Source organism: Nocardia brasiliensis IFM 10847 (assembly GCF_000710915.1).
Taxonomy (GTDB): Bacteria; Actinomycetota; Actinomycetes; order Mycobacteriales; family Mycobacteriaceae; genus Nocardia; species Nocardia brasiliensis_A.
This window is the reverse complement of record NZ_BAUA01000174.1, coordinates 65828-80489: the sequence shown is the minus strand read 5'-3', so window position 1 is coordinate 80489 and position 14662 is coordinate 65828. Positions and strand designations below refer to the sequence as shown.

Sequence of the window (14662 nt, the reverse complement as noted above, 5' to 3'; positions counted from 1 at the left end):
CCACAACGGCGCAGGTCAAGTCTTGGCCAGCGCCACCTGAAGCAGCCGCGATGCGGTGATTACTCCGATCATCTGCTTCCCGTCGACCACCGCCACCAAAGGACAGCGCGAGCGCGCCATCAGCGCCGCGACCTCGATCACCGTGTCGTCGGCACGGACGACCGGCAGCACCGGCTTCGCTTTCAGCTCGGGCAGCATTTCGCCAACCGTCTTGCCGCGCAACGCATCCGCGATCTGATCGGCGACCGATTCCGAGAGCACCCCGGCGAGCGACGGATCGTCCTGCACATATCCGGGGACCAGGAATCGCACCACCTGCGACGCCGGCAGCACCGCACGCGGCACCCGCTCGCCATCGGTCACGACGATTCCGGGCAGCCGATGCTCGGCCAGCAGCTTCGCCGCGGCCAGCGCATCGGAATCCTTGGTCACCGACGGGTAGTCCTCGGCGATCTGACGTGCCTGCACACCAGCACGATACGACTCCGACGACCACATATGCCGCGCATTCGCCGGTAGTGGCGAACATCGCCGCGCAACATCCTGATGCGCACACCCCGCACTCCCCATCGCCGGACCGCCCGCCCCGTGGTCACGAGCCGGGTTGCCGACCAGACTTCCCGGCACACCACCCGTAAAGATGCCGTAAACGTCCTACGGGAGCAAACCGGACACCCCCGCCGCGCGGACGCCGAGACAGCGACGGAACCGGTGATCGCGCACGTCCGAACCGTCCACGGTGACGAACTACAAACTGGCGCGCGCGCACTGCGCTGCACGCCCGTTCGGATACCGGCACCGCCGAAGAACGCGAGCACAGCCGCCGCCGTTTCTCGTGCTACCACCGCACACCACCCGGTCGCGCAGCTGCGAGTCGTCCCGTCCGCCAGTGGGTCGCCCGTAAGCTCGAGGTGTGGGCCGTCTGTTGTTCGTTGCTCTGGTCATCGCGCTTCTCGCGCTGGTCGCCTGGTGGATCTCGCGGGAATGGTCCGGCAACGCCGAGCGGGTAGCCGAGGCAAAGAAAGAGGTTCGCCGCCATCTCGATCAGGTGGCCAGCGAGCTCACAGTGCTCGCGCTCGATGACGATGCTGCCGTGGACATGCTCGGCGAGGCAGCCGACCGGTTGAACACCGGACGCACTCAGCTGACGTCGGCCACCACCCTCGGCCAGGTTCGGGTGGCGCGCGAAACCGCTCGCAGTGGGCTGTACTTCATCGGGAAGGCACGCGAAGCGATGGGCTGGGAGCCCGGTCCTCCGATCCCGAACTGAGCGACCACCCCACCTGCCCCGAAGTGCGTGAAATCAGTTGTGGCGGTTGGGAAGTTGCGGGGGCGTCCAGTTCCAGACCGGTTCGAGTGCGCGTTCGGCAAGGTTGGGCCACTTCGAGTCCGGGATCATGCGCAGTATCAGGTTCTGTGTGTGGTAGCTGAAGCGGTTCGGCGAGGTGGCGGACAGTGATTTCTTCCGGGCTTGTCCGACGATGGTTTGCGTGCGGGGCCTGCGCTGCTCGTCGTAGCGTGTCAACGCCTCGGTGACCGTGTCGGCCTCGGCCAGCGCGGCTGCGAGTACGACCGCGTCTTCGACGGACTGACCCGCACCCTGCCCCATGTCGGGGTGCATCACGTGCGCGGCATCGCCGAGCAACGCCACCCTGCCTTGCACATACGTCGATAGTTTCTCGAGGTCGGCCAGGTCGTGATGGAGCACGGCATCGGCCGGGGTGGCGTCCAGTAGCGCGGGGATCGGATCGTGCCACCCGCTGACGCGTCGACGTACTTCGGCGAGTTCGTTGTCGTAGCGAATCCCCGCTCGTTCCGCGCGGGCCCACAGTGCCCAGTAGGCCCGGCCGTCGCTGACCGGCATGATCAGAAAGTTCTGACCGCGGCTCATGGTCAAACTTCCTTGGACGCCATCGAGTTTCGCTATGGACCGCCAGACGGTGTTGCCCCAGAATCGAGGCTGCGGGGCGTCCGCCCACAGCACTCGGCGGACGGTGCTGTTCGCGCCATCGGCGGCGATCACCAGATCAGCGCAGAGTTGCTCACCTTGGCAGATCACGGTGACCCGCTCGGCGGTTTGCCGGATGTCGGTCACCTCGGCGCCGGTGCGCACGCAGCCCGGTGGAACCTGATCGAGCAGCGCCCGGTGCAGGTCGGCTCGGTGGAACCCGAGCAGCGGTGTGCTGCGATCGGGCCGCTGTGCCCGGATGAGATATTCACCCGACGGAGTGCGCAGGTTGTCGGGGGCGTGGAACGGAACGCCGGCCCGGCGGACGTGCTCGCCGACACCGATCGCGTCGAAGGCGCGTAGGGCATTGGGCGACTGCGACATTCCAGCGCCCACCTCGCCGAGCGTGGATGCCTGTTCCAGGACGGTTACGTCCCAGCCGATCCGTCGCAGGGCGATGGCGGCGGTCAGTCCGCCGATACCACCGCCGACCACTATCGCTGACCGGTTCATGATCGCGTTTACTTGTTCGAGGGTCGTGCGGGTGCGTTGTCGAACACCTTCGCCATCCAGTCGAAGGTGTCGTGTGCCTCCTGTATTCGCGCCGATCGGACGGTGCCAGGGCCGAGCAATGTCATGCCGTCGGCGGCGAGCTCCCGAAACGCTGCCAACCCCGCGACCTGTCGTTGGACGACGCGCTGCCATGCGTTGTCGTCGACGCGGTAGTACGCGGTGCGTTCACCGGCCCGAGTTCGCTTGTCGACGAACCCCATGGCCATCAGCACGCGCAAGTTCGTGGTCAGCGAGCCGCGACTGGCGCCGATCGCCGCACCGATTTCGGCCGCGGACTGTTCCGGCGGATCGCACACCATCAACCAGCCCAAACATCGGCCCGCGATCGGCGGAACTCCGTCCTGGGCAAGAAAGGCCGTCAGCCGCTCGACCCACTCCATCAGCCGCTCGCGTTCCGCGTCGCCGAGGTCGGTCATCGCACCCACTTTCGCTAATGACTGAACATTTTAGTAATGACTAAAATCAGCGTAGCCTAGTGCGCGCGCCATCGCATCTGCTGCGAGACCAGCTCATCGTCAGCGGAGGGTTCGAAGACGTCTAACGTTCGCCGAGACGACCTGAACCCGTGATGCGCTCGAAGCTCGGACGCGACAGGCAACCCGCGGCAGAGTTCGCCGACGGCTAGTTCGCCGCGAAGGTCCTGACGGCGTCGAGTTGAGCGGGGGTGCCCAGAACGATGAGGATCGTGGCGGGATGCAGTGGAGTGTCGTCAGTGGGGTTGGCGATGAATTTGCCTTCCGGCGTTCGGATCGCCACCACCAGCGCACCGGTGACACGCCGCAGTGCGGTGTCGGTCAGCGATCGGCCGATCAGTGCGGACCGGGCGTCGATCGCGATCTCCTCGATCCGGTACTCGTGGGCAGCTTCGTGCATCACCACATCGAGAAACTCGGCCACGTGCGGTTGCAGCGCGAACGCCGCCAGACGGCGGCCTCCGATCAGCTGAGGATTCACCGCCCGATTCGCGCCCGCGCGAAGCAGGATCGCTTGCGAGCTCTCGGTGCGCGCCCGCGCGACGATGACCAGATCCGCCCGCCGTGCTCGCCCCGACAACGTCACGTAGACGTTGTCGGCGTCGCTGTCCAGCGCGACGATCAAGGCGTAGGCGTGCTCGATACCTGCCGCAGCCAGCACACTGTCATCGGTGACATCACCGAGGATGCTGGCGAACTCGATCCCCCGCAGCCGTTCCGGATCACGATCGATCACCACGATCGTCTTACCGAGGCTGCTGAGGTACTGCGCGGTGGAGCACCCCACTCTGCCCCAGCCGCAGACGATGACATGACCGCGCATCCGCTGGATCTGCCGGTTCATTCGTTGCCGCTCCCAACGGGTGTGCAGGTCTCCCTCGATGAGTGCCTCGAGCAGGACGCCGAACATGTAGAAGACCGTTCCCGCACCGGCAAGGATCAGCACCATGGTGAAGATCTGGCCCGCCGGGGTCAGCGGCTGGACTTCACGGAATCCGACGGTCGTTATCGTCGTCACCGTCTGGTAGAGCGCGTCGAGGAACCCGAATCCCAGGATCAGATAACCCGCCGTGCCCGCTGAGGTCACCAGGGTGAACGCCAGCACCACACGACTGAGGCGGCGCGACGGGCTCACCCGACGATTGTGACATCACCCCACGCGCCGACATCAGGTCCACGCGCAGACGTCGTACCGGCGCACGCGGTGCGCTGCTCGGCCCGCGCCCGAGCAGCACACCGATCGAGCTCAGACGTTGAGGTCGCGCCGATCGAACCGCAACACCCCGGCTATGACCAAAGCCGCCGAAATCGCCGCAAGAACTGCGGCATCCCGCCATTGCAGACCGTGGCGCAGGGGCTCACCGCCGATGTAGTAATGGAACGGCGACAGGTATCGCAGCCAACTCACGCCGATGATTCCGGCGAGACTGTGCGCGGCGTAGGTGAGCACCCCGAGCCCGGCGGCGCCGGCGAGTACCGGCCCTCGCCGCCCGGTCGCGGCACCCAGGCCGATTGCCAAGGCGCCGAAGGTGATCGCGAGCAAGACCAGATTTACGCACTGCGCGGCGAACTCGCCGACGCTGATGGAGTCGAGGTCGGCGCCGGAGCGGATGGCCAGCATGCCGAGAAACACCAGCAGCCCGATTATCGCCGCCCCGGTGACAAGCGCCGCGAACCGTTGTAGCGCGAGCCCGACGCGGCTGACCGGGTAGGCCAGCAACAGATCCAGGTAACCGGATTCCTCGTCCCCCGCGATCGCACGAGCGCCGAAGCTGACTCCGTAGATCATCGCCAGCAGTGGCAGCAGCAGCCCGAACACGCTGGAACCGAGATAGCCTGCAGCGGAGGACATATCGTCCAACCGAAGCGCCTCGCGCATGGCTTCGGGATAGTTCGCCACCGAGTCGGCCATACCGCCTTCGGAGACTTGCGGGTAAAAGCTCGCATACATCAATCCGACCGCCGCGATACCGACCGCCCAGGCGACTGTGGCGCGGCGGTGATCGAGAACAGTCCGGAGGTAGATCTCAGGCAGCATCGCTGGCTCCGGTGTAGTAGTCGTGGAACAGATCCTCCAGCGCCGGTTCGGTGACCGACATCGCCACGACGGAATGACCGACCACGGCTCGCAGCAGGGCGTCGGGGCTACCGGTCACCTTGCACCGCAAGACCGCCTCAATCACCTCGACGGCCGACACATTCGGGACAGCGGCGAACTCCGCGGCCCGGATCGGCGCCGCGAAGACGATCTCGACATCGCGAACAGCGTTGCTGCGCAACCCCGCCACCGTGTTCAACGCGACTAGCCGACCCGCCCGGATGATCGCGACCCGGTCGGCCACGGCTTCGACTTCGCTCATGATGTGGCTGGACATGAACACCGTCTGCCCGTTGCCCGCGGCCTCGGCCACCATGTCCAGGAACGTTTGCTGCCCGAGCGGATCCAAACCCGAGGTGGGTTCGTCCAGGATCAGCAACTCCGGGGCGTGCATGAACGCCTGCACCAGGCCCAGCTTCTGCCGGTTACCTTTCGACAAGCTCTTCACCTGCGCGGACTGGTCCAGCTCGAGCCGCTCACACAGCCCATCGATACGCGCGGGGTCCACGCCGCCACGCAGTCGCGCCAAGAACCGCAGCGCCGCACCTACCCGCTGACGTCCCGGCACCACGACATCGCCCGCGAGGTAACCGATTCGCGCGTGCAGCTCGACCGCATCGATCCGCGGGTCCAGACCGAGCACCCGCGCGGAGCCACCGGTCGGCCGGATCAGATCCAGCAGCAGGCGGATGGTCGTGGATTTTCCCGCCCCGTTCGGGCCCAGATAGCCGAACACCTCCCCGCGCTGCACCTCTAGAGAAAGCTCAGCCAGGCCTCTGGATGCCCCGTAGGACTTGCTGAGCTCGTACAGCTCAATAGCTTTCACCATGAGATGACGATATCCAGCTTTCAGAGATCTGTAAATATTCAGAACTTATGGAGCTTTGCTAGAGTTCCAGGGTGGGAACCAACGAGCGCTTGCGGGCCGCGGCGGAGAAGCTGGCCCTGACCTTGTCCGACGGCGGCGGCATGCAGCGTTCCACCGCGCGGGTGATGACAGCGTTGCTCTACACCGAACAGGACACGATGACTGCAGCCGACCTGTGCGAGGAACTGGCGATCAGCTCCGGCGCGGTGTCCACCGCCATCAAACATCTGATCCCCGTCGGGCTGATCGAACGCGTACCCGCCCCCGGCAGCCGCCGCGACCACTACAGATTCCGCGCGGGCGCATGGGCGGCGCTGATGTCACAGCAGAACACCATGCTGGCCACCATGCGCGACGCCGCCCAGGAAGGCCTCGATGCCACCGCGGCGGATACCGTCTCCGCCCGGCGGCTACACGAGATGCAGGACTTCTACACCTACATGACCAACGAGCTGGTCCCCCTCATCGACCGGTGGCGCGAAAGGTACACCGCCGAGCACCCGTAACAGTCCAGCAGGCAGTTCCTCGAAGACCGTGGGACCGACCACAGGGCGCAGGTCAGCCGATCTGGACGACCGTGGACCCATTGATCGAGGACCAACGCCAGCAGTGGGATCGACTCGCCGGTACATACCGTATGAGTACCCGAATGACTGCTGACCGGAGGCCCGCCATGAGCCCTGTGCCCAATGAGAATCCGCACCACTTGGCCTCGGCGCCCGTGGTGGTCGGAGTCGACGGTTCTGCGGGCAGCAAGCTCGCGGTTCGCTGGGCGGCCGAGCTCGCCGCACAACGCAACCGCAGGCTGCTCATCGTGCACGGACTCGATCTGGTCGCGACCCAATCCATGCTCGGCGGCTACGACATGCTCTCGCCATCGGTGCTCGACACAATGCGAACACGCGCAGCGGATACCCTGGCCGAGGCACGCTTGCTAGCCCACGAGGTCGCGCCCGACACAGACATCACCACCGAGCTCGCCGAATCGAACCCGGCACGAACGCTCATCGAGCTTTCGCTATCGGCATACACGCTCGTCCTCGGCGCCACCGGAAACGCCGGTCAGTTCGCCCACCTCGGCTCCACCCTGCTCGCCGTCACCAGCCATAGCCACGGCCGTGTCGTCGTCGTCCGCGACGCGCCCGGACAGGACCTCCGGCGCGAAGGGCCGGTCGTTGTCGGCGTCGACGGCAGCCCACTCAGCGAGGTAGCGATCGCGGCGGCATTCGCCGAAGCGTCGGAGCGCGACGCCGATTTGGTCGCGGTGCACTGCTGGAGCGATTGGCATTTCGGCGAGTTCGCCGGCCACCTCAACGTCGGGCTCATGGGGCCCAACTCCGAAACGGGGGAAGATGCCATCCTCGCCGAGCGCCTCGCCGGCTGGCCCGAGAAGTATCCCGACGTCACCCTCGTATCCGAGGTCTCCGCGTCTCGACCGTCAGAAATTCTGCTCGACTGGTCGAAGTCTGCGCAGCTGATCGTGGTAGGCAGCCGGGGCCGGGGCGGCTTCGCCGGCCTCGTGCTCGGCTCCACCAGCAACTTCCTGGTGCAGCACGCACAGTGCCCGGTCATGGTCACCCACAAACCGTAGCCAGACGTCCCGGGCCTGGTCTTCGTGGCCGCGCGGGCATGAACGCCGTTGGGTGCGTTGCGGATTCGGCGATCGCTCAGGCGTCGGGCATCAGGATCGTCGACAGGATGCGGCGGCTTCGGTTCGGATTGTCCTGCGCACTGAGATAAGGCTCGAGGAACTGCCGGAACCGTTCGGAGAACTCCGCCATCTCATCGTCGGCGAGCCAGAGCGCACTCTGCCGCAGCGCGAGACCGTCACGAGCCGGGTCGATGTCGTCGCGCTGCAAATAACGATCCAGGCTGCCGGCTATGCCCGCGACGTATACGGTGAAGAACCCCCGCACCTCATCGGCCCCTACGACCTCGCTATTTGCCGCGGCGGGATTCTCGACATGCAGCCGTAGAGTGCGCTCGGTGGTTCCCCGGACCTTCCGCTCGGCGACGACATCGACGATGCCCGCTTCGAGCAGGACGTTGACGTGTCGATACAGCGTCGCGTGCGCGACGTCGTCGAGGTGCGCCGCGAGCTGCGCCGTCGTCATTTCGCGGCCGATCAACGCTTGCGCGATCCGCCAGCGCACCGGCTGATGCAGCACCGATGCGAGTGACGGTTTCTCCGGCTCGGCCACCCTTGCCCCTTTGGTATCATTAGTGATATTAATGCCAGAACTGATATCGATACAGAACGGGCACTCGGATGGCAAAGCTATACGTCGATGACACGCAGGTGCGAGTAGAGCTGGGTTGGTGGGAGCGCCCGTTCGCTGGTCGCCGCACGCGATTGTCCGTACCGCTCGCCGAGATCCGCGAGGCGGAACGGGTCGTGCGACCCACCCGCTACACAGCCGCGCCAGGCGGGCGCGCAGGGCTCGTCGTCACCGGCGTGCTCAAACTCGGCCGCTGGGGTATCGGCACTCGGACGCACCGCTTTCTCAGCGTTCGTCGCTGGGTTCCCGCAGTACGCCTGAGGGTGAGCGAGGACTTCGCACACGAACTCGGCTATGCCGAGCTGTTGATCAGCACACCCGAAGCGGACACCGTGATCGCAACGATCACGAGTGCAGCGGAGCGGCGGTGCCCTCGATCCAGACAACGCAGTGTTCGGCGGTCACTCGCTCGGCGGCATGCTGGCAGCGATCGGCCGCGACCGCGAAAGGCGCTGTATCGGATCGCTCAATCTGGACGGACCTCAGCCTCCGCCACGCCAGGAAGACCGCCCAAAGCCTCGACTGCCGATCGCCTCGGATCACAGCTGTGTCGTCACTCGACCATGCGACGACCGCGGTCTGCCCGAGACGCATCTCCGATTGGCTGACTCGCCGATACACGCCACCTTTTCCAGAATGGGTGCGAGCATCACCGGCGCCGGACACAATTCCTTCGGCGATCCGCCCTTCTACTTCGTCGCCCACCCGCGGGCCAGCTGACCGGCACCGGGAACATCGCCACCAACCGCATGCACGCCGTGCCGACTACCACGGTCCGAGCAGCGGTATCCAGTCGGCGCGGTACCCGCAACCCACCGGCGATCGATCAGCTGATGCGGGACCTACCCGGACTCGAACCGCTCCAGACACGGCCCGGTCCGCCGTTACAACGTGACACTCGTACCGGTCGACCAGACGGCCTCGCAGACAATCACACTCGTCCTGACACTGAACGGAGCAGACCATGCCGTAAACGGCACCGCAGTGAGCGTGCGGCATCCCGCCCGGCCGATCGACGCCACCTCCGAGGTCGCGATGATCACGCTCATATCAGGAAACCTGATCCAGATCGTGCCCTCGGAGATCACCGGGCAACTCGCCGCGACCGCGGCCAAATTGACCGTCCGGCAACATCCTTAGCCGGGACCGATAAGTCTCCGCCCCGAGAACTCCTCGAGCTCACACACTCCCAACGGAAATCGTGCCCTTCCTATCGCGTACCTGCACATTTGCTGAGCGCCACTTTCAGGCCAAGACCTTACCGAGCGATGGAATATGGTCGATCTTAGCGATCGCGACTTTGATACCGCGCCCTCCAATTGCTTCACCGTGCATCTTCAACGCCGCTCGCGAGAAGAAATACATGATGTCCGCGAGCTTCCCAGGTTTACTCGTTGCGATCCCGTACACCACCGTCCACTCGTTTGCCGACCCGAACTCGGCCGTAGGATCGATGCGATGTAGGTCCTCCATGACCTTCGCCCGATAGTCGTTGTCATCCAACAGCATCCGAGCTGACACCGAGCCCTGCTGAAACAGATGGCTCATCTTGTCGGAACCATCCATTCGTTTGACGCACAACAAGATCTTGCCGCGAATCAGCACATCGCAGACCTCGACCCGCATTCCAGGCCGGCCGCGGTACAGCTGTCGATCGAGAACAACTGTGTCAGAAAGCATTTGGCCGAGCCAGTTGTTATATCGCTGCTCTCCGTATGTACCGGGTACGTTGTTGTCGACGAGGTACCGATCATCCCATCCCGGCAGATTCAAGGTCGTCGTCATATCTACTATGTTGTCGCGCACGTAGCGGTCGACCAACGCGACATAATCGCCACTGATGCGAACCCATGCGCCGGCAGTAAGCACGTAGTCCTGAGCACGCCCGTTGCGGGTGCTGTTGACCGAACCGACAACGTAATTCCGCAGCGGCTCTTTGAGATTGATCGATTCGCCGGTCAGGTCGAATGCCTGAACCTTGACCTCATTCAACGGATCCGACCACCCGCTCAAGCCATCGATCGCGCCATAGATGTCCTCTGCCACCAACTCCGGCAGCTCCGCACAAGCTCGGCGGCGTGACAGCCGGAACCAATCAGCCACGAGATCGGAGTCGTCGGGTAGCGCAAATCCGACCGTCTGCTCTCGACGGCGCATTGCTTCGGCAATCTCCACGTCCAGCTCCGCAATCTTCTCCTTGTCGGTTTCTCGACGAAAGTAGTCCAAGAACGGGAAGAGCGAGCTGTACTCGTCAGAGTTGTAGAGCTCGAGCGCCTTTCCCAATGTGCCCGACAGCGCCTGGAAATCAAAACTATCGACATTCAGCTGGAGAGCATCGGAACCGTTGACCGTTTTCGCGAATCCCGGAATCTTCACCTCGCCCCCGAACCGGCGGATCCATTCCTCATCCGTTAGCAGCCCGAGAGCGAACACCTCGTTAGGGGTTGGCAGGCGACTCGACGCGTTGCGTCGGCCTTTGCCAAGCCCTCGCGTGTCGGCGAGGTTGACTCGATCCGGATCTATCGAATTCGCAGCCACCTTCAGCCCGAAGTCGTGTTCGATGAGAGATTTGTCCACGGCCTGGAAGCCGTATCCGAAGGTAATGGCGAAGACTCGGGCGTGCGCCTGGACCAGCAGCACAGCCCCGGCCGACTTGCCAGTGATCGGCTCACCGCCATCAGCCTGATCCAACAAAGGGGCTAGGTAGTCGTGCCAGCAGACTGGCTTGTCGCGACCCTGATAGACGAACAGTCGCCACTGCACGCCAGCCTCAGCAGACACCAGCGACCACTCTTTGTACGCGCTGGGCTGCCGCAGGCTGGTCTCCGCCAACTCGGCATGCTCGCGTAACAGATACACCGTCACACGCATAATTGCACCTCCCCTGCTCGGGGGGCACAACGCAATCGTGTCCAGCTTTTGAAATGGCGAAGGTTCATCGTCAACCCCCATACTCGCCGCCCACATACGGCAATTCTCTTACTCTTAGAGTTCATTTCTCAGAACTTCTACTCAACTTGCGGGCACATCCACAGCGATCTTCTGTCAACAGATTAGCGACACACCGCGCGCGCGTATATGCATTCAACGACCGTCAGACCAGAACCGACTCGAGGTCTTTTTCAAGCCATTGAGTCCCTGCATCCCGCTCCACCGCGACGTTCCTCTGTACCGACCGTGGACCACCCTTCGCACGCCGTCTGACAACATCGTGTTGCCGATCAGTTGCCAACGGTCATAGATTCGTTCGGATTCGGGGGTGTAGCCACGCCGCAATTCCCTGGTTCTACCGAGGCGTGCGGGCCCGGCGTCGGCCAGCGGGTCGCATCGGAGTACCGCGTTTATGGAGTGCGCGGTTGATGCTGCTGGCAGGGAAGCCCGTCAACCTGCTGCAGGCGACCAGGGAGTGGCCCTCGAGGTAGAGCTGTTCGGCGTGGTCGATATCGACTTCGGTCATGGACTGATAGCGCCTCACAACACCACGCTTGATCAGCAGGGCGAGAACCGCGCTCTTGGACACGCCGTAGCGCTCGGCGAGTTCCGCAGTAGACGCACCCTCGCCGTATGCCTGGACCAACTCATCGACTGTCGCCTGCAGCAACCGACGCTCGAGACGCTGCGAGGTTCGGCGAGCCGCCTTCGCTCGCGCCCGTCGCTTGCGTCGGCTAAGGACCGGTGAACGATCCTCGACCTCGATCGAGGCACGAGCAGATTCAATTTCCCGCAGGTCAACACGGTTTGAATACCGTCCCGCCAGGTCCACCATGATCAGCCCGGCATCCAGTCGCGTGCGCTGACTCTTGGTCTCGATCAGCTTCATCCGAATCTTGGCCTGCGGCATCGACCCATCCGCCAGCAGATCCACGAGACGGTTCTCCTGCTTGTCGAGTTCCTCGAGCTGACGGTTCAGATTCGTGTGCATCTCCCGCGTGGCGCTCTGCTCATCGGCGAGGACCTCCTCCAGACGAGCTCGTGTCTCGACGGCGAAATCGCTCGGCAACCGAAGTGCGCGGTAGTGCTCAGCTACCGCGTCCTCCACCGGAAGAGCCGGAAGATCACACACAGAGCTTCCTTGCTACGGCGACAGATGAAGTACGGGTACCGCGTGCCGTCACGGCCCGTGGACTCGCTGCACACGAGACAACGGATCCAGCTTCGAGGCCCGCGCCGGATACTCCTTGCGCTTCTCAGGGAACGCTGAGGTCTGCGTAGCGTTGATCGTGCGGTAGCCGACGCTGTACTCGGCCTGTAGCTCCCGGCCGACATGACCGCTCGCGAGTCCCGGCGGATCGCCGCAAACAGCTGCGCCGTGGATTGGTTCGGCGGCACGGGGATGTCCTTTCCGACTCCACGCACCCCTCCTGCGTTCCCGCACCCCATATGGCCGGCCGCAGCGGGTGCGCGAACACGAAAGCGGTGCGCGAACCACCGCAGTCCACCTACCTGAACAACCACACCGCGCCATCGATCGGAACCAACAACAGTGACAGCCGAACACGCTCAATTCGGCTTCTTCAGTGCGTTCAGACGCCAAGATAACGCGGAGGGCCTGCGGGGGCTCGGTGCGGCCGACGGCTGTCGGTGTCAGCGCGCTTTTACCTGCGTGGGCAGGGCCGCGAAACCTCGGTTGTTCGAAGAGTGGATGCGGCGGGTTCCTTCGGGATCGATCTCGTATTCGGTGATGGCGGCGAGTAATTCCGTTAGTGCCGTGCGCAGTTCGAGCTGGCCGAGACTGACGCCGAGGCAGTGGTGGCGGCCGCTACCGAAAATGAGGGATGCGCTGGTGTCGCGGTTCAGGTCGAAGGTGTCCGGTTCGGGAAAGACCTCCGGATCACGGTTGGCCGAGCCGGTGATGAGCAGAATGCGTTCTCCGGCACGAATTTTCGTCCCGTGCAGCTCGATATCACGAGTGGTGGTGCGCAAGAGGGTCTGGGTGGAGGGATCCCAGCGCATAGTCTCGGCGATCCACTCATCGAGCCGCTCGAACGGCCGCTGTGCACGATGCCGATGGCCGGAATACCAAATATTGCCCAGGCTCAGCATCGGCGCCTCGACGCCCGCACCGACCAACAGAATGAGCACCCCGACGATTTCTTCCGGGGTCAGCCGGTCGCCGGCGTCGCTCGCGTCGAGCAGATCCGACAGCAGGTCGTCGCGCCGCTGTTTGCTCCGCTCGATGGTGAGCTCGGTGTAATACCCGATCAACGCACCGATCGCCTGCACCGCTTCCGGTCGCAGATCGGTGCTTTCCTCATCGACATACATGATCTCGCGCCCGAGGCCGCGGAGCATGTCCCGATCGGCGGCCGGGACACCCACCAATTCCGAGATCACCTCCATCGGATACGCCCCGGCGAAATCGACCATCAGATCGAAACTTCCGGCCGCGACGAGTGGCTCGATCATCGCCGCCGCGATCGCCCGCAACCGCGGCTCCAAGCCCTGCACCCGGTGCGCGGTGAACGCCTTGGTGACCAGCCCGCGCAACCTGCTGTGCTTCGGCGGATCCATAGCCACGAACGAGAAGAACCGCTCGGCCTGCGGCCCCCAGAACGCCGGCTCCATCCGGAACCCGTTGGCGCTGGAGAACGTCTCCGCATCCCGCAGCGCCGCACGCACATCCCCATACCGCGAGAACGCCCAGAAGTCGTCGGCCTCGTTATGGAACACCGGCGCCTCGACCCGCAAACGCGCGTAATACGGATACGGATCCCGCTGAACGTCGAAATCAAATGGGCTGTAATGCAATTCCATGATCGGCTCCCCCGGATCAACGCGACGCTCCCACCGTAGCCTGGTATCGCACGCCACGTAGCCGGATCGCCGCACGGATCCGGCGAGTCGACGCAGCTCGCGGAGCGAGCTACCGCACGGACGGGGGGACCAGAACCACTGGCAAACCGTAGTTGGTTCGATCAGCTGTTGGTCGGCGAGCGGTCGACCAGCGTGGTTGCCAGCTCGGCGAGCCTTCGTAGTGCGTGTTCGGAGTCGGAGCCCGGCTCAGCTTGGTAGATCCACAGCTGCAGATCGGGATGATCGGGCAGGGTCATCGCGTGCTGGTGCAGCATGAGCCGGCCCACCACCGGGTGGTGAAAGTGTTTGACTGCGCTGCCTTTACGGTGAATGTCGTGGCGAGCCCACAGCTGACGGAATTTGTCGCTGCGCAGCGACAGTTCCCCGATCAACTCGATCATCTGCCGCATGCGAGGTTGGGGCCCGGCGGCAGCTCGCAACGTCGCGACGGTGCAGTGGGCAAGTTGGTCGGGGTCTTCGACGAAGCGGTTCACCGCCTCGTCGAGGAAGGCCATTCGTGCCAGGTTGTCACGCAGAGGTAGTCCGTCGTAGAGGGCATCGGCGAGTTTGTTGCGGGCTGTGACCTCCACGGAACCGGAGCAGTCACCGCCTTCTTGAACGTGCACGCGC

The 14662-nt window shown here is 64.2% G+C and carries 15 protein-coding genes; 4 read left to right on the top strand and 11 right to left on the bottom strand.

The window, feature by feature from the left end:
- Positions 1–15: 15 nt before the first annotated feature.
- Complete coding sequence (locus NBRGI_RS33785) at positions 16–468, bottom strand: CBS domain-containing protein (RefSeq protein ID WP_029901240.1); 453 nt, start codon at positions 466–468, stop codon at positions 16–18.
- A 445-nt stretch (positions 469–913) separates the two neighbouring features.
- On the opposite strand from NBRGI_RS33785, the gene NBRGI_RS33780 reads away from it, so the two are divergent.
- The gene (locus tag NBRGI_RS33780; RefSeq protein ID WP_029901239.1) at positions 914–1270 is read left to right on the top strand and encodes a hypothetical protein; all 357 of its coding nucleotides are present in this window, start codon (positions 914–916) and stop codon (positions 1268–1270) included.
- A 33-nt stretch (positions 1271–1303) separates the two neighbouring features.
- Here the strand turns inward: NBRGI_RS33780 and NBRGI_RS33775 are convergent, their stop codons facing one another.
- From NBRGI_RS33775 to NBRGI_RS33755, 5 genes are all read right to left on the bottom strand, one after another.
- The gene (locus tag NBRGI_RS33775; RefSeq protein ID WP_029901238.1) at positions 1304–2461 is read right to left on the bottom strand and encodes an FAD-dependent monooxygenase; all 1158 of its coding nucleotides are present in this window, start codon (positions 2459–2461) and stop codon (positions 1304–1306) included.
- An 8-nt stretch (positions 2462–2469) separates the two neighbouring features.
- Complete coding sequence (locus tag NBRGI_RS33770; protein ID WP_029901237.1) at positions 2470–2937, bottom strand: GbsR/MarR family transcriptional regulator; 468 nt, start codon at positions 2935–2937, stop codon at positions 2470–2472.
- 205 nt (positions 2938–3142) lie between these two features.
- Entirely contained in the window at positions 3143–4129 is a 987-nt protein-coding gene (locus NBRGI_RS33765) for a potassium channel family protein (RefSeq protein WP_029901236.1), read from the bottom strand.
- Between the two features lie 111 nt (positions 4130–4240).
- Complete coding sequence (locus NBRGI_RS33760) at positions 4241–5032, bottom strand: ABC transporter permease subunit (protein ID WP_029901235.1); 792 nt, start codon at positions 5030–5032, stop codon at positions 4241–4243.
- A complete protein-coding gene (locus tag NBRGI_RS33755; protein WP_029901234.1) occupies positions 5022–5921 on the bottom strand; it encodes an ABC transporter ATP-binding protein in 900 nt (299 codons plus the stop codon). The genes NBRGI_RS33760 and NBRGI_RS33755 overlap by 11 nt, the downstream gene beginning before the upstream one ends.
- Before the next feature lie 140 nt (positions 5922–6061).
- On the opposite strand from NBRGI_RS33755, the gene NBRGI_RS33750 reads away from it, so the two are divergent.
- Together NBRGI_RS33750 and NBRGI_RS33745 are read left to right on the top strand one after the other, a co-directional pair.
- On the top strand, positions 6062–6466 hold the full coding sequence (locus NBRGI_RS33750) for a GbsR/MarR family transcriptional regulator (protein WP_081878348.1): 405 nt from the start codon (positions 6062–6064) through the stop codon (positions 6464–6466).
- A 167-nt stretch (positions 6467–6633) separates the two neighbouring features.
- Positions 6634–7551 (top strand): universal stress protein, encoded by a 918-nt coding sequence (locus NBRGI_RS33745; RefSeq protein ID WP_029901232.1) that lies wholly within the window; start codon positions 6634–6636, stop codon positions 7549–7551.
- Positions 7552–7627: 76 nt separating this feature from the next.
- On the opposite strand, the gene NBRGI_RS33740 is transcribed toward NBRGI_RS33745, so the two are convergent.
- On the bottom strand, positions 7628–8161 hold the full coding sequence (locus NBRGI_RS33740) for a helix-turn-helix domain-containing protein (RefSeq protein WP_029901231.1): 534 nt from the start codon (positions 8159–8161) through the stop codon (positions 7628–7630).
- Positions 8162–9223: 1062 nt separating this feature from the next.
- On the opposite strand from NBRGI_RS33740, the gene NBRGI_RS48300 reads away from it, so the two are divergent.
- Positions 9224–9379 (top strand): hypothetical protein, encoded by a 156-nt coding sequence (locus NBRGI_RS48300; RefSeq protein WP_158439964.1) that lies wholly within the window; start codon positions 9224–9226, stop codon positions 9377–9379.
- Positions 9380–9484: 105 nt separating this feature from the next.
- Here NBRGI_RS48300 and NBRGI_RS33720 read toward each other — a convergent pair whose 3' ends face one another.
- The 4 genes from NBRGI_RS33720 to NBRGI_RS33705 form a co-directional block, all read right to left on the bottom strand.
- Positions 9485–11110, bottom strand: a complete 1626-nt coding sequence (locus NBRGI_RS33720; protein WP_029901228.1) for a DUF6119 family protein — start codon at positions 11108–11110, stop codon at positions 9485–9487.
- 415 nt (positions 11111–11525) lie between these two features.
- Positions 11526–12302 carry a hypothetical protein gene (locus NBRGI_RS46835; protein ID WP_148311052.1) on the bottom strand — a complete coding sequence of 259 codons (777 nt, stop codon included), beginning with the start codon at positions 12300–12302 and terminating at the stop codon, positions 11526–11528.
- A 521-nt stretch (positions 12303–12823) separates the two neighbouring features.
- Positions 12824–13993, bottom strand: a complete 1170-nt coding sequence (locus NBRGI_RS33710) for a cytochrome P450 (RefSeq protein ID WP_029901226.1) — start codon at positions 13991–13993, stop codon at positions 12824–12826.
- Between the two features lie 161 nt (positions 13994–14154).
- Positions 14155–14622: an MmyB family transcriptional regulator gene (locus NBRGI_RS33705; RefSeq protein WP_235211189.1), complete on the bottom strand. Its 468-nt coding sequence runs from the start codon at positions 14620–14622 to the stop codon at positions 14155–14157.
- Positions 14623–14662 lie beyond the last annotated feature (40 nt).

What these genes read in the sequence shown, in the direction of transcription:
- NBRGI_RS33770 (WP_029901237.1), bottom strand. Translation starts at nt 2,937, where the DNA reads ATGACCGACCTCGGCGACGCGGAACGCGAGCGGCTGATGGAGTGGGTC.
- NBRGI_RS33775 (WP_029901238.1), bottom strand. Translation starts at nt 2,461, where the DNA reads ATGAACCGGTCAGCGATAGTGGTCGGCGGTGGTATCGGCGGACTGACC.
- NBRGI_RS33720 (WP_029901228.1), bottom strand. Translation starts at nt 11,110, where the DNA reads ATGCGTGTGACGGTGTATCTGTTACGCGAGCATGCCGAGTTGGCGGAG.
- NBRGI_RS33710 (WP_029901226.1), bottom strand. Translation starts at nt 13,993, where the DNA reads ATGGAATTGCATTACAGCCCATTTGATTTCGACGTTCAGCGGGATCCG.
- NBRGI_RS33755 (WP_029901234.1), bottom strand. Translation starts at nt 5,921, where the DNA reads ATGGTGAAAGCTATTGAGCTGTACGAGCTCAGCAAGTCCTACGGGGCA.
- NBRGI_RS33750 (WP_081878348.1), top strand. Translation starts at nt 6,062, where the DNA reads ATGCAGCGTTCCACCGCGCGGGTGATGACAGCGTTGCTCTACACCGAA.
- NBRGI_RS33745 (WP_029901232.1), top strand. Translation starts at nt 6,634, where the DNA reads ATGAGCCCTGTGCCCAATGAGAATCCGCACCACTTGGCCTCGGCGCCC.
- NBRGI_RS33760 (WP_029901235.1), bottom strand. Translation starts at nt 5,032, where the DNA reads ATGCTGCCTGAGATCTACCTCCGGACTGTTCTCGATCACCGCCGCGCC.